The organism is Microbulbifer aggregans, assembly GCF_020524005.1.
Taxonomy (GTDB): domain Bacteria; phylum Pseudomonadota; class Gammaproteobacteria; order Pseudomonadales; family Cellvibrionaceae; genus Microbulbifer; species Microbulbifer aggregans_A.
In genome coordinates this window covers 240844-261395 of record NZ_JAIVKK010000001.1, presented here as the reverse complement: position 1 = coordinate 261395, position 20552 = coordinate 240844, and the positions used below count along the sequence as shown (strand labels likewise).

Here is a 20552-nt window from a genome sequence, read left to right as displayed (position 1 = left end):
GACGCCCAACGCCATGCAAATTTTGTGGGCGATAGTTATCATATGAGCAAGCTTATCTACCAAGACATCCATACTAATGAGTTCTCAGACTCCGAAATATGGGAAGCTATAAGATCTAATGATGTCGAATCATTGACACTGATACCATTAAAGCTTGCTTTTTGCCATGACAACTGGCGATTTGTCCAAGATATTGGTGTGCAATTGTCCGACCATGACAATGAAAATGTCAGAGGAAATGCCGTTAGGAGTTTTGCCTATACAGCCATGAATCATGGACGGGTTGAAAAGCGTGTTGTTAAACCAGTTTTGTTACGCGCGTTGAAAGACAACAGTGACTGGGTTAAAGCTTGCGCTCAAGAAACTATTGACGACGTTAATCGTTTTATGGGCTGGAGAATCGGCACAGCTAAAGAAACCAAGGCAAAAGAAAAGCGGTACGCTGCTAGGCGGGGGCAAGGAAATTAACAAACGCAGGCAGCCAGTATGCTACGGCCGTTCGGGCCTCCGCGAGGTTTATAGCAACCAAACGAGGAGAGTAACTTGAGATATTTTTATGCGTCTCTAGGAGTCATCTTTATTACGGGGTGTGCGAGCACTTCTGTCGTTATGAATGACTCCGGTACGAACAGTGAATCAATAATAATAACAAGCAAATGTGATAGCGACTGCCAAAAACTAGTAAATTCAAGCTTCCAAATTAAACCCATGGAAACGCTGTTATTCGGTTCCGATACGCCAGTAAAACAATATGTGGTTTTAACCAGAGTTAATGGTCAACTAGGTCAAGGTACTCACTTTGACCCATATGGTGCATACAATAACTCGTGGGACGGTAGCTTTTCTGTCAAGACGAACTCTGGGAACGTGGAAATCACCATTCTTCCCAGCTCAAGATCAAATGCCGGGAGCGAAGAGTTAGCGCTTAGCTTTAACGGAGTATCAGGCCATAAATATTTGGTTGGCTCGATGGGGTGGCGAGAAATCGTAGGTAATGTGCAGGTCAACAACTGGCACCCTTTAATAGTCGACCTTTCTACTAGCGATATTGTTTATCCTAAATCCCAGCCCGCTTGGAGAAAGTATTGCACTTTAAATCAAGAGTGGGCTGGCGGTACTTCATGCCCATGAAACGTTCTGAAAAGTAGAATTAATCATACTCCCCAGCGGGCAGAGTTTTTAATATCTCCGCTCCGCTGGGAATATAGTGAAACACATCCCGATATGCGATTTCGTCACCGCCACTAGTGGCGCATACTTTTACATCCCGGATATGGTCCGGAACTACTAGCTCATCGCCAAGTACAAACCACTGAGACTGCAGCGAGCAGTCTGGCATGGAAGCATCAGGCTTTCCCATAACAATGAATACGGTGGCTCGAACGTTATGGTAGAAGTGGGAACGGATATTTCCGCTCTTGTCCTTTACAAAAATGCACGGTGGTTCCAGATTCGTCGAAACCCTTTCATCCGCATACTGTACGACGCAGGCGGTTCCCGAATTATCGATACTTAAAGCTTCATTTACCACCGTTCCATACACGGTAAACGGCAGGCTTGAGACTACTAAAATAAACCTTAAGACTGTTCTCATTATGCTATCCCTGTTTTCCCCTACATGGTGTTTGCCTCGGCTGCCGCAAGGGCGGCCGATAAGCGGCCAGCAATAGACTCCAAAGTGGTGATGTTTTTGCGTCGGTATGATTACCAGTAACTCGTCGTTCTAAATCTGCCTCGCAGAAGGAATCCCCGCAAAAATACTGTCCGATATCCAACTCTGGATATTGCGCGTAAGCGCTGATGGCCCCACCAGCTTCATGCGGTTGTCCGCGATGGCATCGCGGTAGCTTTCATCCCCCATCCAGCAGTTCACCATGGTGCGCAGGTCTGTGGTGATGTACACGTCGACATCCTGCCCGGGGTCTTCGAGGCAGATATCCACGTTGCAGCCTTTGACCATCAGCCACCAGCTGTGCAGCTTGTCCAGGTCGGTGAAGCGGAACTGGATGACGGACTGATCCCCCGGCAGCATGTCGGTTTTGAGGCTGCGTTGCAGGTAGAGCATCAGCAGTTCTACATCGAGGTCGCTGTCGCGGATGTCGCCGCGGGCCCAGCGCATACCCCACTCCCCCACCAGTTGCAGCATCGGCAGTGTCTCCTTGCCGGCCTGGGTGAGGAAATATTCATTGCCCCGCTGCCCGGGAATCTTCTTTCGGAGGATGAGTTCGGCGTCGTACAGCTCTTTGAGGCGTTTGGTGAGGATGGTGGGAGAGATTAATGGCAGGCCGCGCTGCAATTCGCTGAATCGCGTGCCGCCCATATGCAGCTCGCGCAGGATCAGCATTGTCCAGCGCTCGCCGAGCAGATCCATTGCTTTGGCTATGGGGCAGAATTGACCGTATTCCATGGTGTGCTCCGCAATTTGGGGCCTTCCTGGCTGTAGTTTGTGTTTTGTAGTTGGTTACTACAGAAAACGTAGTGAATTGCTACATCCCGCGAAGCATCGCAATCAAGCCGGCCTCAGTAATCTACTCCCATCAGAGCACGGTGTTCTGGTTACTTATCAAACACGGACTTAGGAGAATTATCATGCCATTGATTACTGTAAACCTGATCGAAAACGTATTCAGCCAGGAAGAGAAAGCCGAGATCATCACCCGCCTCACCGATACCATGGTCGCGATTGAAGGCGAGCACATGCGCTCAGTCACCTGGGTAAAAATCGAGGAAGTGCCGGAAGGCCAGTGGGGTATTGGGGGCACCGCCCTGACCGCCCCCATGGTGCACAAACTGCAACGGGAAGGCGCGCTGTAATCCAGTCCCGTCAAAGGAAGACCGGCGCCCGCCGGTTTTCCTGATAAAGCCATTCCCCTCTTCCCCAATAACAATACTGGAAGTTGAAAGTGGTGCCTTTCCTTAAAGTTTGAGGTTCACAGCAAAATACCGGGGTTCCCCAATGGGAATGCGGTAGCTATCCTGCGTTGCAAGAATTTCCTCTAGTTCCCGGAAGGATAAAATGGCGCACGCAAGCACAACATCACAGTTCAAAAGCCAGATCCTCCGCCCCAAAGACCCCGGCAACGGTGAATCATGGGCCTTCGTTGTTCTCCCCAAAGCAGTCAGTGCTACCCTTCCCCGCCGCGGTCGCACCACCGTTGATGGCACCATCAATGGCGAGCCGTTCACTGTTCTAGTTGAGCCAGATGGCCAGAAAAGCCACTGGCTGAAGATTGATGAAAACCTGCTCAAGAAGTCGGGGGCAAGTTACGGTGATGTCGCGGAGTTTCAGGTGATGGGCGCGGTAGACGAGCTTGACCCGGAAGTGCCTGCGGATCTGCTCGACGCGCTATCCACGTCGCCCGCGGCCAAAGAGACCTGGGATACAACCACCACTATTTCCCGCATTGACTGGATTCACTGGGTTACCTCAGCCAAACAAGAAAAGACTCGTACCAAGCGCATCCATGACGCCTGCAACATGCTCGCCTCTGGCAAAAAGAAAGTGTGTTGCTTTGACACTTCCGGTTTTTACAGCAAAGCATTCCGCGCCCCCGAACCAGCGGAGTAAGGGCCGATCCCCATCGCCCCACAGGCTTATCCGGATTTGCGGCCTTCCGCGTAAAGCGATGCGCCAAACTGCGAACCACCCGACACTTTAGACGTCACTCTACAACCTTGGTCTAGTGGCCGCCGCCCTACCCTCAAATAAGCTGGGAACGCAAACGTCGTCTGCGCGATTTGCTTGCTGCCTTGCGCTTAGATCGTTTGTGCAGTCAAAACATAATTCAAATAATGAAGGTACTAGCGATGAACGATACCAGAACGCCCACCAAGGGCGTCGTCACCCTGTGTCTGTTATTTCTATCCGGGCTCTTTGCGACAGTTGCCAGCGCAGGCAGTTGGCAGCAGAGCCAGTCCATTGGCGATTTCAGTGCGGTGCATGTGTATACCCCCGACTCGGTGTCGCCGATCGGCGACGGCAAGGCGCTGTTGATCGTACTGCACGGTTGCTCGCAGCCGATCAGCAATTACCTCACCGCAAACCTGGAAGATGCCGCCGAGCAGTACGGCATGGTGGTGGCAGTGCCGGATGCCGCGAACAAGGCAGGGTTTAGCTGCTGGTCATACTGGCAGGGCACCAAATCGCGCACGGCAGGCGACTACAAAAACCTGATTACGCTGGCCAACACCATGAGCGGCGACGCCAGCCGCAATATCGACCCGGACCAGGTGTATATCGCCGGCCTGTCTTCCGGTGCGGCCTTTGCCAACACCACCGCCTGCCTGGCCCCGGACGTATTTGCGGGTATGGGCGTGGCCGCAGGCCCCAGTATCGGCACCAGCTCCAACGGTGCACTCGGCCCCTGTGAAACCGCCGACGTAACCACGCGCTGCAATACCTATGCGGGCAGCTACTCAAGCAGCTTCACCACCCAGATTGCCTCCATCGCCCAGGGCGATGCCGATACCACGGTAAACCAGTGCTACAACGAGCAGAACTCCGATGGTATGGCCGGGGTATACGGTGTCGCCAAGCTGAGCGGCACCAATACCATCAGCGAGGGCAGCAGCCGCACGGCTGAAGAAACCCTGTGGGAAGACGGCCGGGTTTCCATGCTGTGGCTGAACAATGTGGACCATGCCTGGTCCGGTGGTGAAGGCGCCTCCGGCGGTTACATCTCCGACGACAGCATCAACTACGCCTCTTACCTCGGCCAGTACTTTGCGGCCAACAACAAACGCGTTGACCGCAATACTGGGCCGGAGGTCACCAACCTTGCCGCGAGCGAAAGCAGCAGCCTGCTGACGATCACTGGCAATGCAGTGGATGCCGAAGGCAGCGTGGCGAGTGTGGCCATCACCATCAACAATATCGATGGTGGCACACCGGTATTGGCAGAAGCCCTGAGCGTGCAGTCGGTAGATTCCGCCGGATTCTTCAGCGCGACCAGTGCAACCTTGGCCGATGGCCTGTACGAAGTTATCGCTGTGGCCACCGATGACGAAGGTGCGGAAGGCAATGCCGCCAGTATTACCACCCGCGTGGGCCCGGAGCCGCCGGCGACCGCTCCGGTGCTGAGTGATACCGCGGCCAGCGTCAGTGGCCAGTGCGCCACCGTGACAGGCACCGTGGTGGATGCCAACCAGAACCTGGATTCTGTGGTGGTGGCGTTTGCCAGCGGCAACGTGACCGCGAGCGTTAACGGCAGCAGCTATTCCGCGCAGGGCTGCAACCTGCCGGGTGGCGAAAACACGGCAACCGTAACCGCCACCGACACCACCCCGCTCTCCAGCCAGGCCAGTGTCACCTTCACCATCGATGCGGGCCAAACCGGCGACTACAACTTCCACATCAGCGCCGGCCATATCACCTGGGGCGTGGGTTATTCAGCCTGTTATCTGGCATTCGGTACCAGCCAGTTCACCATGCGCGAGTACCCCTCCGGCAGTGACTGCCAGTGGATTGCTGACGGCGACAGCAGCTGCGCGGGCCCGGTACAGGCTTGCTCCTCAAACACTGGCGAGGAGACCGCCGATACGGATGGCGACGGCATTGAAGACACGCTGGATAACTGCCCGAACACAGCCAACGCCGGTCAGGAAGACAACGACGGTGACGGCATAGGCAATGCCTGCGACAGCACGCCAGATGGCGAGCCGCTGGACTCCGATGGCGACGGTGTGAATGACAGCGTGGACAACTGCCCAGCGGTGGCTAACGCCGGTCAGGAAGACAACGATGGCGATGGCATCGGTAACGCCTGTGACAGTACGCCAGACGGTGATGTGGCCTGTACCGAGTACACCGCCAATAACTACAACCACGTGCAGGCCGGGCGTGCCACCACCAACGGCAGCTACGCCTATGCCGTCGGCTCCGGCGATTACCTCGGTTTATACAACGTGTTCGTGACCAGCACATTGGCCGAGACCGCCGCTGGTTACTATGAGCTGGGCAGCTGCCCCTGATCCGCCTCCAACTGTCCTTTCCAGGAGTGCAGTAAATCCGAATCGGTCGTAGACTGTTGGCCACCCTGCCCTCGCTCACCGCGAGGGTACGGGGGGCAAACACCGGATGCGAAAGAACAATAGAGTTCGCACCATCACTGTTTCCGACAAGGACACCCGATGCTCAAATTCCTGCTTTGGCTGATACTGTTCGTTCTGTGCTGGCCGCTCGCGCTACTCGCACTCCTGCTGTGGCCATTTATCTGGCTCCTGTCATTGCCGTTTCGCCTGATCGGCATCACGTTTGAAGCCCTGTTTGCCTTCCTCCGTGCAGTATTCATGCTGCCAGCGCGTATGCTGGGCCATAAGCCAACCACCTGAGTCCGTTAAGTTGGAATGCCTGAACAAACCGGGAGCCCCTAGCGTAAGCCGGATCGTTCAGTGTTTAAGGGAATAGCAGAATGAATGTAGGCATTTATATTTATGAAAATGCCGAGGTGCTGGATTTTTCCGGACCTTTTGAGGTGTTTTCAACAGCAAACCGGCTTGCCAGTGACGGAGAGCCGTTCAATGTGTTTCTTGTGGCCGAGAACAGTACACCGGTGGCGGCCAGAGGGGGCTTTAGTGTTAACCCGCATTACGATTTCAGCCGTCACCCCGATATCGATGTATTGATTGTTGTGGGCGGTGTGCATACCGGCGAGCTGGATAAACCCGAGGTAATCCAGTGGGTAGCCGCCACTTCAGAAAAGGCCGACACAGTTGCGTCTGTGTGCACCGGAGCCTTCATTCTAGCCGAAGCGGGATTGCTATCGGGGCTCAAGGTCACGACCCACTGGGAAGACATCCCTGACCTCAGGCGTTCTCACCCCGACCTGACGGTAGTGGAATCTGTGCGGTGGGTCGATGAAGGGAAGTTCATCACCTCCGGCGGTATCTCGGCCGGCATTGATATGAGCCTGCATTTGGTTTCAAGGCTGCTTGGGTCTGAACTGGCCAATAGCACAGCCCGGCAAATGGAATTTGCGTGGCGGAAAAACACCTGACAGATCCAACAGGACGGAGAGATGATTAAAAGGCAATTGCTCACCCTAATTTTGTCCATCTTTGTTCCGTTTTCGGCGATCGCCAGCGCTGAGCAGGTTACCCGGCAGGAGCCGTCAAAGCCCAATGCTGATAGCCGCCCGGACTTTGCCATCCTGTTCTTCCCCGGACACCTCTGTCGTCGCGGCGGCAAGCTCGACCCCAGTATCCAGACCACCAAAAACACCCCGCCGACTTTTCTGCTGCAGGCATGGGACGACCCGGTTAACAAGATCTGCAACAGTACGCTGTATGCTCGAGCACTCAATACCGCCGGGGTTCCGGCAGAGGTTCACCTTTTTGCCCGCGGCGGGCATGCGTTCGGCCTAAGGCGAGATCACTCTCCCGATACCGCCTGGCCTGCGCTCGCGCTCAACTGGCTCAAGGATATCAATATCTTAAGGCAAGACTAATTACTCAAGTTCGCCACCCATTCCCTATTCCCTATTCGAATGGATCATCCCGGCCGGTAGATTTCGGCGTGATTTCCAACGTAAAATATTCCGCTTGATAATGAGCTGGACATGCGATGAATCGGCGAATACCGAGGCTCGCATTATTTAGGGAATAATATGAAACTAAAACTCGGACTGATCCTGCTGCTATCCGCACTGCTATTTGCCTGTAGCGAGCCACTACCACCGGAAAAGCTGCTCTATTCGGGGTATTGGCGTGGCGGGCCGATGGAACTGTACATTTCGCTCGACGGAGGCGTGAATTACAGTTTGAGCAAAGGCAATACCTCCCGATCGATTAACGGTCCGATTAAAGAGTTTCAGGGCGACGACTTTATTGTCGGCATCGGCCCAATCAGCTCTACCTTTGAGGTGAGCGAACCGCCGCATCAGGTTGACGGCGAGTGGCAGATGGTCGTGGATGGTGTACGACTAACCAGGATTTCCGAGTAACTGGGTCCCGGGTGGGAGTGATGAAACGGCTCCCGCCCTTTACAGCCGGATAACGCATATTATTTCCGACGTATTCAAATTCCCCTCCCGTTAATTTTTAAAATAACCATAATGTTTCGAAATTGAATTTCAAACCGGTGTACCAATTACAAGCTTTCCTCCTCACTTAACACCTCTATATAAAAAACATAATTTAAACCTTCTCTGCAGAATTCAACCTACCTATACAGCCTAAACTGGTACGCATTTACTCAACACGCATTCAATATCCTTGTCACTACTAATTCGCGCATAGGTATTAATTCCAGAAATTCTGCGCGTTATTTACCGCTACTTCCTTGCTCCAGTATTTCACGTACCTGTGATTAACCACCCGCTTCGATAAAAAACCATGAATTTTGTGTGGTTTTACACTCGACAAATAATCCCGGTCGCTAATATGCGCGCGTCTTAGGAGACACCTAATAACGACAAAACAAAAATCGAAAGGAAACACCATGCAAAAACGCACCATCGCTTTTGGGCTCGCAGCCCTCGCACTATGCAGCCAGACCCTGGCCGAAAGCTGGAGCTATGAAGGCCACACCGGCCCCGACCACTGGGGCAACCTTGCCCCGGAGTACGCCATGTGCGCCCTGGGTTCTGAGCAATCACCCGTTGACATCCTTCATACCATTGAGGATGAAGGCCTGAACAACTTACGGCTGCGCTACAACCCCACCCGCCTTAAAGTGGTAAACAATGGCCACGCGCTGAAAGTGCCGGTAGAAGCTGGCAGCTCTTTCGATACCCGCCTGTATGGCGAGTATCAATTACTGCAATTCCATTTCCATGCAGGGAGTGAACATACGGTAATGGGGATGCAATACCCGCTGGAAGTGCACTTTGTTCACGGCAACGACGAAGGCCAGCTGGCCGTTGTCGGCGTGTTATTTGAAGCCGGTGACTACAACCCTACTCTGCAAGCCATCCTGAATAATGCCCCGGCACAAAAGGGAGAGATTCTGGTCGATGGCGCCACCATCAATCCCCGCAGGCTGCTGCCGGAAGACCGCGAGTACTTCCATTACTCCGGCTCACTCACCACACCCCCCTGCTCTGAAGGGGTTGAGTGGTTCGTAATGGATGAGCCTTTGGAAGCCAGCCCGAAGCAACTGGCACAGTTCGAGAGCTTCTACAGCGGCAACTTCCGCCCGGTGCAACCATTGAATCACCGGATGATTCTTGAGCAGGATGATTGAGCTACGGTTCGGAGCTGCCAGGAAGTGGACGTGAAAGCATTCGCTTCCTGGTAATCTGCCATGTGTCCTCTTGCCCCGATATCGGCCACCGCTTCTCACAGGTGGATGAAACATTTACTGCACCAGCGACGCTGTGCCTTTCATATGTTTAAATTTGAATAAGGTCGAACTGGGTAGATGACGTTGGAAAGCTACTTCCTATTGAGAATGATACATATCCTCGGGGCCGTGGTAGTCGCGGGTACAGGAACGGGTATCGCCTTTTTCATGTATATGGCAAGTCGTTCCTCGAACATTGCCGCTATAGCCGTAACTGCACGCCACGTCGTGCTCGCCGACTGGCTTTTTACTGCACCGGCTGTGGCAACCCAGTTTGTGACAGGTGTGCTCCTGATGTACAAACTTGGATATTCTTTCTCTTCGACCTGGTTTTATTTGGTGATTGCACTTTTCCTGTTTATCGGGATCTGCTGGCTTCCGGTGCTCATGATTCAATACCGCCTGAAGTCACTGGCTGAGGCCTCGCTGGTATCAGGCCAACTAACCCCCGATTTCAAGAAGCTGATGCGATACTGGGTTGCACTGGGCATACCAGCATTCGCCTCGGTTTTGATTATTTTCTGGCTAATGGTTTTCAAACCATTCCCGGTCATTTAGGTGCTTGTGTGTATTACCGGAGCGATGCCACCGAGAGATTCAGCCAATGAAAGTGTTCGGCAGCTGCCACTGCGGCAACATCAGTATTGAAGTCGCCACACTACCTGCAGAGGTCACGAGCTGTAACTGCTCTTTGTGCCGAAGATACGCGGGCCTTTGGGCTTACTATGAACCCGGTGATGTCGCCATTCATTACCAGAGCCCGGTGAAGAGCGTTTATATCTGGGGAGACCGGGATATCGAGCACCACCGCTGCCATAACTGCGGCTGTGTGACACACTACATCACCACGGAAAAATGCCCGGTGAAACGGATTGCCGTGAATGCGCGCATGGCCGATCCGGAGTTGCTGAAAACGTTGAAAATCCGGCAGGTGGATGGCGCTTCCTTCTAGGCTGGTTCACAATTCCACCCAGCCTGATTGAGGAGATATTTCGATGTCCGACGCACAGCTCACCCAGATCGTCTGCCCGTCCTGCACCACCCCGAACCGGGTACCTAGGCAAAGACTGGGCGATCGCCCCCTGTGTGGCAAGTGCCGCGCGCCGCTGGTTGGCCGTCATCCGATCAGTGCCACCGACGCCAATTTTCGCCGCTTCATCGACAAGAGCGACCTGCCGGTAGTGGTGGACTTCTGGGCGACTTGGTGCGGTCCCTGCCAACAGTTCGCTCCGGTGTTCAGCCAGGTTGCCGCGGAGATGGCCACACAGACGGTATTCGTAAAGCTGGATACAGAAGCCAACCAGCAAACCGCGGCCGCATTCCAGATCCGCTCCATCCCCACGCTGATGGTATTCCACCGCGGCCGCGAAATCGCACGCTTGTCTGGCGCCCTGCCCAAAGCGCAGTTTGTGCAGTGGGTAAATCAACAGTTGGCCTCCATTCCAGACTAATACAGGCCGGACAGGCTCTTTAGAGCGCTCCATCCCGCATATCGCGAGGCCATCTGGACTGATGTATAGCGCCAGAGTCCTCGCCAGTCAGACGACATTCCGTTACATTGCCGCGCTCCGCCTGCCAGGCAGCAGGCGAACTCTCAAGCTGTAAGGATTCCCCATGCATTCACCCTCCTCCACCACCGCGGCTGCCGCGGCCGGAGCGCCGACACATTCCCGCCTCGCCGAATTTGCCCTGGCCCTGGGTGGCTTTGGTATTGGTACCGGCGAGTTTGTGATTATGGGACTGATGAACCGGGTGGCGACTGACCTCGGGGTCAGTGCACCGGAAGTGGGATACGCAATCAGCAGTTATGCCCTCGGCGTGGTGGTGGGTGCCCCGATCATTGCCCTGCTGGCGGCACGGGCGCCGCGGCGGGCGCTGCTGATTACACTGATGCTGGTGTTCGCGGTGGGCAATATCGCCAGCGCGTTCGCACCGGGCTTCTGGTCCTTTATCGGTCTGCGCTTTATGGCCGGTCTGCCCCACGGGGCCTATTTTGGCGTGGCATCGCTGGTGGCCGCGACCGCAGTGCCGCCCAATCAACGGGCGCGCGCGGTGGCACGGGTAATGACGGGCCTTACCGTGGCGATCCTGCTCGGCGCACCACTCGCCACCTGGGCGGGCAATATGCTCGGCTGGCAGGTCGCCTTTGTGGGCGTGGGGATCGTGGCATTGCTCACGGCACTGATGGTGTGGCGCTTCGTCCCGCTGCAGCCGCAAGACCCGGATGCCAGCCCGGCACGGGAGCTGTCAGCCCTGGCGAAACACCGGGTACTGTTTACCCTCGGGATCGCCAGTATCGGCTTCGGCGGTATGTTCTCTGTATTCAGCTATGTAATGCCGACGCTGACCCAGCAGGCGGGCATGGCGGAATCGCTCGGGCCACTGGTACTGGTCGTATTCGGTCTCGGTGCTATTGCCGGTAACCTGCTCGGCGCGCGGATCGTGGACTGGAACGTGTTGCGGGCGTTTCCGCTGATTTTGACCTGGTGTGTCGTGGTTCAGGCGGGATTCTATTTTGCCGCGGATTACGTATGGCCGGGCATCCTGTTTGTCGGACTGGTGGGCACCGCCATGGCACTGGGCCCTGCGGTGCAGACGCGCCTGATGGACGTGGCGGAAGGCGGCCAGACAATGGCGGCCTCGCTCAACCACGCCGCCTTCAACCTCGCCAATGCCCTCGGTGCCTGGCTGGCGGGGGTTGCGATCAACGCAGGATTTGCCTGGTCGATCACTGGCCCGGTCGGTGCACTGCTGGCCATTGGCGGTCTACTGGTATTTTTTGCCGGCCGTGTCGTGGAACAGCGCGACACGCCAGCGAGCGCCATACCGAAACCCTTATAAATGGGGCGAATTGCTGACCCTAACAGGCGTTACTACGCTTTGCGGTAGAACTTACTGAATTAGAACCCCCGGGGTCTGGGACGTGAAAACGCCGGAGAAGATAGACAGCAACAAAAAGTGGTCGCAACGGGTCACCGAAACCAGCGACGCTCTGGACCTGGAAACTGGCGTATTCACGCTTGAGGATCCCAAAGAGATTGCGCTATCCCTGAAGAGATCGGCAGAACAGAGCCACAGGCGCAAGTCAGCGCCGTTCAGGTCCGCCATGTCGATGCTCACGTTCTATATCAACCGAGCCGGGGAAAACCTGCCCGAGGAACGAAAAAAGATTCTCGAAGAGGCGAAGGATGAACTGCGGGATTTATTCGGCCACCCAAGACAATCCAGGCCAGACCAAGAATAACCCTCCACAACCTTCGCCGTTACCGCCCCGTATTACCCGTCTTTTGAGGCATGGGCCTTGATCATCTGGGTAATCTGTTTGGCCAGGTCATTCGGGATCGGGAAATGCAGGTTGTACTGGGCGATTTTCCACTGCCCGTTTTCTTTGACCAGTACGCCACTACCACGGCACTCGCCGTAGGATTCGCTATCGAGCAACTCATCGAACCAGGCCACATCGCCGTGAACCACGATGGTCCGGTCCCGCGGTACGTAGGTCCAGCCTTTGCCCTGGCTGAAATAGGGCTCGGCAAATTTCTTGAAGGCGTCCAGGGTCCAGCGCTCGCTGGCATCGGTGCCGATAAAGACACCGTCTTTGCTGAACAGGTTGAAGTAGGTCTCGCCGTCCGCGTTGGCCGCGGTCTGGTGGAACTGGTCCAGCTGTTCAGCAATGGCGGATTGCTGCTTCTCGTGTTGAGCACTGGGTGCGGCGAAGATCGGGCCGGCTACCAGAAGGCTCACCACAGAAAAGATCAATCCCATTGCCCGGGATTTAAATTTGGAGTTCATCGTTTGTCCCTTGTGTTCATCCGGTCAATCCGGGAATAACTCTATTTTTTTCAGCCGGCATTACGGTGGGCGCTGGGCTGCAACTGCCACACTTTCTCCAGCGCAGCGACTTTGCCTTTCAGCCCCCCGGGGACTGCGACGGCCTCGACCAGTTCCAACTCATAAGCGCGGCTGTACAACTGCCCTACCTCGTCGTCATCCACACAGAACGGCGGGCCCGGCAGCAGGCTCTGGTCGTAGTCAAAGGAGATCAGCAGTTGCGGTGCGCACCCGGTAAGGTTCGCCACGTGCACGGCATACTCTTTGCGCATGGCTGGCGGCAGAGCCACCAGCGCGGCGCGGTCGTAGATGGCATCGACGGGGCCGAGTGTTTCACGATCCAGCTGAAAGATATCGCCAACGAAAATATCCAGCCCGGCAGCCCTATAGCACTTGAGTTCCCCTTCCTCGGTGACTTCAGGCGTGAGCGCGGCTTCTTCAAACAGCTGCTGCACCGCCATTTCACTCAGTTCCGCGCCTGTCACACGGTAGCCCTTTGCCAGAAACCAGTGAATATCCAGGGTTTTGCCACAAAGCGGCAAAAACAGTCGTGCACCCGGTTGCAAATCGAGCAACGGGAAATGCTTCACCAACAGCGGATGTGCTTCCGGGTTGTGGAAGCCGATTTCATTTTTCTGCCATTTTTGTAGCCAGAAGGATTTTTCCATGGTGATTTGTTCCAACTCTTTTATAGCTATTCGTGCGCTGTAGCCAGTTGCGATGGCGAACCCTCTGCGCTATTGGATCCCGCCATATCTTCCGGAAGCATTATGGACCAGAGGCGAGGCGGCAAGCTGCGGTGGGGAGAACGTGGCCTGCTGGGGTCCGCTGTCACCAGCAGAGTCCCATCCTGCCATTCCACATCCACAATCGTGCCCGCTTTCAATGACAGTCGCACCAGATCAACGCCGTCGGGATTTCCGGGGGTATAGGCTCGCAGAATCGAATACCTTGGCGCACTGGAATAGCCGCCAAAACCGTAGCTCGCGCAAGACGCGTATATAGCGACCAGCACACCGTCAAATCCCGCGGGCGAAAAGGTTTTAGGCGGCCTGTCGTGGGTGAAGTACACGTTTGAATTCAGCAGTGTGTAGCGATAGTCCCTGTGGGAGACCTGCCATAGTGCCGTATTGCCATATGGCTGTTCTATTGGGTCGCCGGCCACCAGAAACCACTCCCGGTTTATCCCTCCAACATGACGAAAACCGGAAAACGGGCCGCCGGAGAAGTCGGCCAACTCCCGTCCGGGCGAATCGCCATCGCGCTCGAATATACGCCCATCGTACAGAACCTTGCTCTTCTCGCCGCCAATCCCGACCAGCACGTCTACCGGCCGACGGGGGTCTTCATCAAATACCCGCTCACCCCGCTCCAGTTGTCCCTCGGGTGTCAGCAACCATTCCTCCGCCGCGGGGACGCTCCCTGCCCCGGGAAAGTATTCCCGCTCCAGCGGAGGCCTCTGGTGCGGCACCTCAGTCACCGACACGCCGGGAACCAAAGGAACTACAGCCCTATCGCAAAGCACCTTCAATTCTGTGATCTGCGAATCGAAAATCATCCGCAGGAAAACGAGCACAAAAAACAGAAACGACCCCGCACAGCAGATGGCAAAGCCGATTCCGATCCATTTCAAAACTTCCATAAACATCCTTTTAACTCGAATCCTCGTTACTACCATTCCCTGCTACCGCGCCGCGTTAGCGCGATGCAGCAAGGAAACCGGTCTCCCAATGTCCAGACCGGGAATCCGGCCCCCAAAAGACCGTGCACGCCATCCTACCTCAGGAAGCGGTTATCGCTATAATCGCCGCCATGTCAGAGTTACCCATTTTTGAAGTGCTGCCAGCCCTGCTGGACACCCTGAACAGCCACAATAACGCCGTTCTGCAGGCCCCTCCTGGCGCCGGCAAGACCACAGCCGTGCCTATCGCCCTGCTCGACTCGCCCTGGCTGCAGGGGCGCAGGATCATCATGCTGGAGCCCCGCCGCCTCGCGGCCCGCTCGGCCGCTGCACGTATGGCTGAACTACTCGGCGAGCCCGTCGGTAAAACCGTGGGCTACCAGATCCGCGCGGAACGCAAATTCAGCAAGGACACCCGCATCCTGGTCGTTACCGAAGGCATCCTGACCCGGCTGTTGCAGTCGGACCCGGAGCTCGCGGATACCGCCCTCGTCATCTTCGACGAATTCCACGAGCGCAATTTACAGGGAGACCTTGCCCTGGCGCTGTGTCTGCAGTCACAGGAAATCTTACGGGATGACCTGAAGTTGCTGGTCATGTCGGCAACGCTTGATGCGGATGCCGTTGCCAGCCTGATTGACGACGCCCCGGTAATCACCAGCGAGGGCCGCGCCTATCCGGTAGAAGTGGAATATTTACCCCACCAACAGGTACCCGACGATACGCGTCAGCTGCCGGCACTGATGGGACGCAAGATTCGCGAACTGATCGAACAACACGACGGCAGCCTGCTGGCCTTTCTCCCTGGCGTGGGCGAAATTCGCCAGCTGGAAAGTGACCTGCGCGAAACCCTCGGCGGCCGCGCCGACCTGATAATCGCTCCGCTTTACGGCGACCTGAAAAAAGAGCAACAGGATGCCGCCATTGCCCCCTGCCCTCAGGGCCGGCGCAAAATCGTACTCGCCACCAAACTTGATAAGGTAAATAATAGTTTTAAGGGTAAGCGGTTGATTCTGAGGAGAAAGCGGAAGATTGAACCTTGGGAATAGCTATACCCTATTGCATTACCAATAACGATAGGAAAACCAATCAATTAACGCGTCGATTGTCCACGAGAGCACACCCACACGCTGTCTCTCGGGTCCGCGAGTCTGTAGAACCCGCCAGATAATGAAGCCTCCTAAAAGACTAATCCCACATGGAGGGATTTCATTATGCTCAGGTACATTCGAAACCGTTTCGCCGTTGCACTGGTAATCATTCGAGTACACCCCAGTAACGCATTCTGTGTGATTCATGCCGGGAAACATATTCTAGCCCCCATCACGATCATTCAGCTTGTCCTGATTGTGATTGATATAGTGAGTCGATTCTTTTTGTAGTTATACGGGCACAAGGACGTGCCACCCTTTAAATGGAACCGACACAAACCACTGTATGTTTACTCACCCGATACTCCGTCGCTACAATCGTGACCCTGCTCACATTTGGGCAATATGAACTCTACATGGTCAATTGAAGTTACGGATATAACGATGCAAGAAGGAAAATCGGAACGATCACCATACCGGTCAAAAATCCGGTGGTTATATAGTTGGATTCACCCGACCCCAGAGGGATGGGTTACCACAGACTGGTATAAGAAATGGTTGGATTTTTCTTTTATTTCAATGCTCTTATCCATTCTCGCGTGTGGAACCACCGGCTGGCTCGACTTTGGATTCTCTTGGAGCCTGAAAGGAGTTAATAAATCCATTTTTGAGGTTCTAAAATTACCTCTTGGAATCGCTACAGCAGAACTTGCTGTCTTAGCCTTAATGGTTTCCAATCATCGCGCGGCGCAACAACAGCGGCAAATCGTTGCATCAGAGTCCCATAATAATTTCACAAACTATTTTAAACATCGTGATTACTTAGAGAAAAAGCTAAATGGACTAAAGAAGGATCAAATCTCCAATCCTCACAGCGTATTAAATGGATTTGACATAGATAAGATTCACCTACGTGCGTTTCCAAGCGCAAAGTCTGGTGATCTTTCATGCCTCCAGCTTTACATTGACGCGTACATGCTTAACCAAAAAGTACGTGAGCAGTTAGAGGAAATTAATAAAAAGCAAGAGCTCATTGCAAAGACAAAAGACCCAGCACATGAACTTAATATGCTTGCAATTGAGACTAACAAAAAAATCATGTGGCATATAAACCAGTTTGGATTTACATATGGCCTAACATTTAACCCACCTATCGGTATTCCGACTAACAACCAACAACCCACTGAATCGGCCGAAATTTTGAAAATCCAAGTTTATTGGCAGCGCATTTCCAAAGTCATATCCAAAGTTATTTCATGTGGATTCACGGAGGAAAGCATGGCGCAGCAAAAACAAATTGAGGATAAAGCTATGGAGTGGGTATGGAACATGGACAGATACATTGAACTGGCTTACCCAAAGAAACAGTCAAAATAACGATTGGTAGAAACATCCTAGTTAAAATATCCCACCGCTGTTTTCTATATGCACCTGGGAATATCTGTTTGTTTGTAGTAAGGGATTCACCAATTAATAACATATAAAATAATTTCCGGCCATAAAAAACTGGCGGGCAGGTCTGGCCTGAAGATCTACTTCAAGATACCATCAGCATAATTTAAATAAATTAACATATAAGTAAAAATGACAACTTGCAAAAATAGTGATTGCGATTTAGAAGCAATTGAAAACAACGAACGATGCCCCCTCCACCTTCCCAAGATCCAGCTCAACCTAAATGCTGAGACAGCAAATATTTTCGAAAACTTTCATTATGAGTTTTGCAAGTATATCTATAACGAGTTAACGTTCGAAATTGAGTCAAGCTCCACCTCCAGAATCCCGCCAAGTCAATTTCTGCGTTTTTTGATGGAGCAGAAGGGTGATACAGAAGAAAAAATCAAGCACTTCCTTAGCGGATTAGAAATCACTATTTCAGATATCGAATTCCCAGACAGAAAAAAAACTAGTAGTTTCGATTACTTTAAAACTCTAGAACTTTTCAAGGGAATATGGTTCAGGCAATGCGGGTTCTCCGTCAACACAATAGAATTCTCCACTACAAAGGTCTATTTCGAGCGCTGCACATTCCACTCAGAATTTTATATCAAGAACAACTTACTCTTAAATAATGATAAAGATGTAATGTTTAATTTGTGCAGATTCAAAAACAAATCCTCCACCTATTATTCGGCAGGCGAAACAATAAACCCAAGGCTATTTTCAAACTGCCAGTTTGATGGAAAGCTTTGCCTTGACTCTACAACCTTTACATCGGAAGTATTTTGTGATGAAGAGTCCTCTCGAAAAATACTGAAAGAGCTATCTATTGAAGACTGCAAATTTTCCAATAGATTTATTCTTAATGGATATGACATACGTAGTGTCAACATATCTAATTCTAAGTTCTCCTCAAAATTTGAATTTAAATACAATACTGTCGATAAAGTGCATATCGACAACACAAACTTCCTTGATCTTGTGGACACCTACAATTCAAAATTTAGCTTCTTTTACGTAAAGAAAAGTATATTTGAGAAAATAGCCACGTTCGAAGAGTCAGAGTTTGGCAAGGAAAAGCCTGCCTCAACTGACGAACTGGTAACTGCCAAATTCAATCACGTTACCTTCTTAGACTTCACCAATTTCAGGGACACAAAATTTCATTATGGCCTTGACATTAGGAATACAAATCTAAAAGAGCCTCCCAACTTTATTGGAGCAAAAATTGAACCTAAACATACCAACAGAGAAACATTACAAATAGTCAAGCACTCTTTTGATAGGCTAGGCAATCAGATTGAAGCCAATAAATTTTTTGTGCTGGAAATGAAAAAATATAAAGAAGAAATTCAGAGAGGAAAAAATTGGCAAGATAGATTTATCCTTTGGGCAAATGAGATAACCTCAGATTTCGGACAGGACTATATACTACCAATATTGTGGATGATCACTATCTCATTACTCTACTATGATGTCGGAATGGCAATGAAGTTAGGGTTAATTAGTAATACCTTTCCATTCGGAAGCAGTGTCTACACCTATTTAAATGAACTCGCAAAAAGCGCGCTGCCATTCGCAAAATTTTTGATTCCGGGGCGTGAATTTTCAAGTTTATTTTTGTACATAACTTATGCGGCATTAATCTGGCAAACAGTTTCTGCCATTAAGAGACACACAAAAAAATAATCCTTCTCAAATTAAAATCGTTCAGATATATAGTGTAAAAACTCCTAATAGAAAAATTGTGCTGTGAATAGCAAAATATCCTACTCCAATCTATTGCGTGCATCTGAAAATATCGGTGGAATATCATAGTACCTCGCAAGCGGCGTTAACCCACCGAATTACCCACAAAAAGTAGACACCCTGTATAGTTAGGTTTCGGCCTAACACGGAGGTGTATCATGGGTAAGAAGAAGGTTGCGGCATATACGGAGGAGTTCCGCCGGGAGGCAGTTCGTCGTAGCGATCAGGAGGGCGTAACTGCCGCTGAGGTCGCGCGTGAGCTTGGGATTCATCCGGGCCAGATCTACAACTGGCGGAGGCAGTTCCACCGCCTCTCTGATAAACAATTCAATTCTCTGAATGGGGTAGATTATTCCAAGAAAGAGAGCGAGACGGAGCGTAAGCTGAGACGCGAGAATGAAACGCTCCGGAAAGAGGTCGAGTTTCTAAAAAAGGCGACGGCGTACTTCGCGAAAAACCGAGAGTGAAGTACGCTCTGATAGAGCAGTACCGGGACGATTTCCCGCTGACGATGATGTGTCGACTGTTGAAGGTATCTGCTTCTGGATACTACAAATGGGAAAGGCGTCCGCAATGCGCTTCCGCGTGCCGCCGAGAGCGGCTGGAAACCAAGGTCGCCGAAACTTATTCAGAGTTCAAGGCACGCTATGGAGCACCCAGGATCACCGATGAGCTCAATGCGGCGGGGATCAAGTGTAGCGTCAATTTTGTTGCGAAAATCATGCATTCAAGAGGAATGCGGGCCCGCAATGGTAAGGGATTCAAGTACAGTCCGCCGGCTGAAGCGATGAGCAATGTAGCGGAGAACCTGCTGAGTCGCCAGTTTGTAGCCGAGAAGCCGAATGAGAAATGGACCACCGACATCACGTATATCTGGGTGCGTGATCGCTGGCTATACCTGGCAACGGTAATGGATCTCTATTCGAGGGCAATCGTGGGCTGGGCCCTGGACACGAGCATGACAGAGCAATTGGTAACGGACGCTCTGAAGATGGCCTTTCAGCGCCGAGATATTCGCCCTGGCCTGATTATCCACTCAGACCGAGGTGTGCAGTATCGCGCTCGAGATTATCGTTATTTTATCGAGAAGAACGATTGTAAGCCCAGTATGAGCCGGAAAGGAAATTGCTGGGACAATGCTGCGATGGAATCCTTTTTTAGTCGGCTCAAGGTCGAACTAATATACGCGGAACAGTACGAGAGTATCGAGGACGCGAAGAGCGGAATCTTTGAGTACATCGAAGTGTTCTATAACCGAGTACGTAGGCACTCCGCTATTGGGCATCTCAGCCCAGCGGAATTTGAGCGCAAATGCGCGTAGTTAGGGTGTCTACTTATCGTGGGTAAGACCACCCAAAGCCCCCGGCGCCACCTCTATAACCTGACGAATAGTAGTGCACCATCCCTTCTGTAAATTCGCCTGCACATGATTTAGGAGCAGGCCACGGTTAGACTGATTGTCGCCAAACAAAGTCAGTTC

25 protein-coding genes are annotated in these 20552 nt (G+C 52.6%); 20 read left to right on the top strand and 5 right to left on the bottom strand.

What is annotated here, in order from left to right; genetic code table 11:
• The first annotated feature begins 42 nt into the window (after positions 1-42).
• Together LC093_RS01220 and LC093_RS01215 are read left to right on the top strand one after the other, a co-directional pair.
• Positions 43-468, top strand: coding sequence for a hypothetical protein (locus LC093_RS01220; protein ID WP_226661178.1), 426 nt, complete (start codon positions 43-45; stop codon positions 466-468).
• A gap of 75 nt (positions 469-543) precedes the next feature.
• Positions 544-1131: a hypothetical protein gene (locus LC093_RS01215; protein WP_226661176.1), complete on the top strand. Its 588-nt coding sequence runs from the start codon at positions 544-546 to the stop codon at positions 1129-1131.
• Positions 1132-1150: 19 nt separating this feature from the next.
• Here the strand turns inward: LC093_RS01215 and LC093_RS01210 are convergent, their stop codons facing one another.
• Positions 1151-1594 (bottom strand): hypothetical protein, encoded by a 444-nt coding sequence (locus LC093_RS01210; protein WP_226661174.1) that lies wholly within the window; start codon positions 1592-1594, stop codon positions 1151-1153.
• Between the two features lie 129 nt (positions 1595-1723).
• Positions 1724-2407, bottom strand: a complete 684-nt coding sequence (locus LC093_RS01205; RefSeq protein ID WP_226661172.1) for a winged helix-turn-helix transcriptional regulator — start codon at positions 2405-2407, stop codon at positions 1724-1726.
• Between the two features lie 182 nt (positions 2408-2589).
• Here LC093_RS01205 and LC093_RS01200 point away from each other — a divergent pair, with 182 nt between their 5' ends.
• The 13 genes from LC093_RS01200 (at position 2590) to LC093_RS01140 (ending at position 12524) form a co-directional block, all read left to right on the top strand.
• Positions 2590-2814, top strand: coding sequence for a tautomerase family protein (locus LC093_RS01200; protein ID WP_226661170.1), 225 nt, complete (start codon positions 2590-2592; stop codon positions 2812-2814).
• A 202-nt stretch (positions 2815-3016) separates the two neighbouring features.
• Positions 3017-3568 carry a YdeI/OmpD-associated family protein gene (locus LC093_RS01195; RefSeq protein ID WP_226661168.1) on the top strand — a complete coding sequence of 184 codons (552 nt, stop codon included), beginning with the start codon at positions 3017-3019 and terminating at the stop codon, positions 3566-3568.
• Positions 3569-3807: 239 nt separating this feature from the next.
• Positions 3808-5970, top strand: a complete 2163-nt coding sequence (locus LC093_RS01190; RefSeq protein WP_226661166.1) for a PHB depolymerase family esterase — start codon at positions 3808-3810, stop codon at positions 5968-5970.
• A gap of 159 nt (positions 5971-6129) precedes the next feature.
• Positions 6130-6330: a hypothetical protein gene (locus LC093_RS01185; RefSeq protein WP_226661164.1), complete on the top strand. Its 201-nt coding sequence runs from the start codon at positions 6130-6132 to the stop codon at positions 6328-6330.
• An 80-nt stretch (positions 6331-6410) separates the two neighbouring features.
• Entirely contained in the window at positions 6411-6995 is a 585-nt protein-coding gene (locus tag LC093_RS01180; RefSeq protein ID WP_226661163.1) for a DJ-1/PfpI family protein, read from the top strand.
• A gap of 21 nt (positions 6996-7016) precedes the next feature.
• A complete protein-coding gene (locus LC093_RS01175; protein ID WP_226661161.1) occupies positions 7017-7445 on the top strand; it encodes an alpha/beta hydrolase in 429 nt (142 codons plus the stop codon).
• A 159-nt stretch (positions 7446-7604) separates the two neighbouring features.
• Positions 7605-7940: a hypothetical protein gene (locus tag LC093_RS01170; RefSeq protein ID WP_226661159.1), complete on the top strand. Its 336-nt coding sequence runs from the start codon at positions 7605-7607 to the stop codon at positions 7938-7940.
• A gap of 497 nt (positions 7941-8437) precedes the next feature.
• A complete protein-coding gene (locus tag LC093_RS01165) occupies positions 8438-9181 on the top strand; it encodes a carbonic anhydrase (RefSeq protein WP_226661157.1) in 744 nt (247 codons plus the stop codon).
• Positions 9182-9358: 177 nt separating this feature from the next.
• Positions 9359-9838, top strand: coding sequence for a DUF2269 family protein (locus tag LC093_RS01160; protein WP_226661155.1), 480 nt, complete (start codon positions 9359-9361; stop codon positions 9836-9838).
• A gap of 46 nt (positions 9839-9884) precedes the next feature.
• Positions 9885-10232: a GFA family protein gene (locus LC093_RS01155; protein ID WP_226661154.1), complete on the top strand. Its 348-nt coding sequence runs from the start codon at positions 9885-9887 to the stop codon at positions 10230-10232.
• A 43-nt stretch (positions 10233-10275) separates the two neighbouring features.
• Entirely contained in the window at positions 10276-10731 is a 456-nt protein-coding gene (gene trxC / locus LC093_RS01150) for a thioredoxin TrxC (protein WP_226661151.1), read from the top strand.
• Between the two features lie 163 nt (positions 10732-10894).
• Positions 10895-12121 (top strand): MFS transporter, encoded by a 1227-nt coding sequence (locus LC093_RS01145; protein ID WP_226661149.1) that lies wholly within the window; start codon positions 10895-10897, stop codon positions 12119-12121.
• An 82-nt stretch (positions 12122-12203) separates the two neighbouring features.
• On the top strand, positions 12204-12524 hold the full coding sequence (locus tag LC093_RS01140; RefSeq protein ID WP_226661147.1) for a DUF3175 domain-containing protein: 321 nt from the start codon (positions 12204-12206) through the stop codon (positions 12522-12524).
• Between the two features lie 32 nt (positions 12525-12556).
• Here the strand turns inward: LC093_RS01140 and LC093_RS01135 are convergent, their stop codons facing one another.
• The 3 genes from LC093_RS01135 to LC093_RS01125 are packed head-to-tail and all read right to left on the bottom strand — an operon-like array spanning position 12557 to position 14753.
• Positions 12557-13072 carry a nuclear transport factor 2 family protein gene (locus LC093_RS01135; protein ID WP_226661145.1) on the bottom strand — a complete coding sequence of 172 codons (516 nt, stop codon included), beginning with the start codon at positions 13070-13072 and terminating at the stop codon, positions 12557-12559.
• Between the two features lie 50 nt (positions 13073-13122).
• Positions 13123-13779, bottom strand: a complete 657-nt coding sequence (tmpT, locus tag LC093_RS01130; protein WP_226661143.1) for a thiopurine S-methyltransferase — start codon at positions 13777-13779, stop codon at positions 13123-13125.
• Between the two features lie 26 nt (positions 13780-13805).
• A complete protein-coding gene (locus tag LC093_RS01125) occupies positions 13806-14753 on the bottom strand; it encodes a hypothetical protein (protein WP_226661141.1) in 948 nt (315 codons plus the stop codon).
• Between the two features lie 170 nt (positions 14754-14923).
• On the opposite strand from LC093_RS01125, the gene LC093_RS01120 reads away from it, so the two are divergent.
• From LC093_RS01120 to LC093_RS01100, 5 genes are all read left to right on the top strand, one after another.
• Complete coding sequence (locus LC093_RS01120; RefSeq protein WP_413231479.1) at positions 14924-15841, top strand: DEAD/DEAH box helicase; 918 nt, start codon at positions 14924-14926, stop codon at positions 15839-15841.
• Positions 15842-16327: 486 nt separating this feature from the next.
• Positions 16328-17260 (top strand): hypothetical protein, encoded by a 933-nt coding sequence (locus tag LC093_RS01115; protein WP_226661138.1) that lies wholly within the window; start codon positions 16328-16330, stop codon positions 17258-17260.
• A gap of 207 nt (positions 17261-17467) precedes the next feature.
• Entirely contained in the window at positions 17468-19012 is a 1545-nt protein-coding gene (locus LC093_RS01110; RefSeq protein ID WP_226661136.1) for a hypothetical protein, read from the top strand.
• A 218-nt stretch (positions 19013-19230) separates the two neighbouring features.
• Positions 19231-19539 carry a transposase gene (locus LC093_RS01105; protein WP_226661134.1) on the top strand — a complete coding sequence of 103 codons (309 nt, stop codon included), beginning with the start codon at positions 19231-19233 and terminating at the stop codon, positions 19537-19539.
• Positions 19536-20393 carry an IS3 family transposase gene (locus LC093_RS01100; RefSeq protein ID WP_226661133.1) on the top strand — a complete coding sequence of 286 codons (858 nt, stop codon included), beginning with the start codon at positions 19536-19538 and terminating at the stop codon, positions 20391-20393. The genes LC093_RS01105 and LC093_RS01100 overlap by 4 nt, the downstream gene beginning before the upstream one ends.
• Positions 20394-20552: the final 159 nt, after the last annotated feature.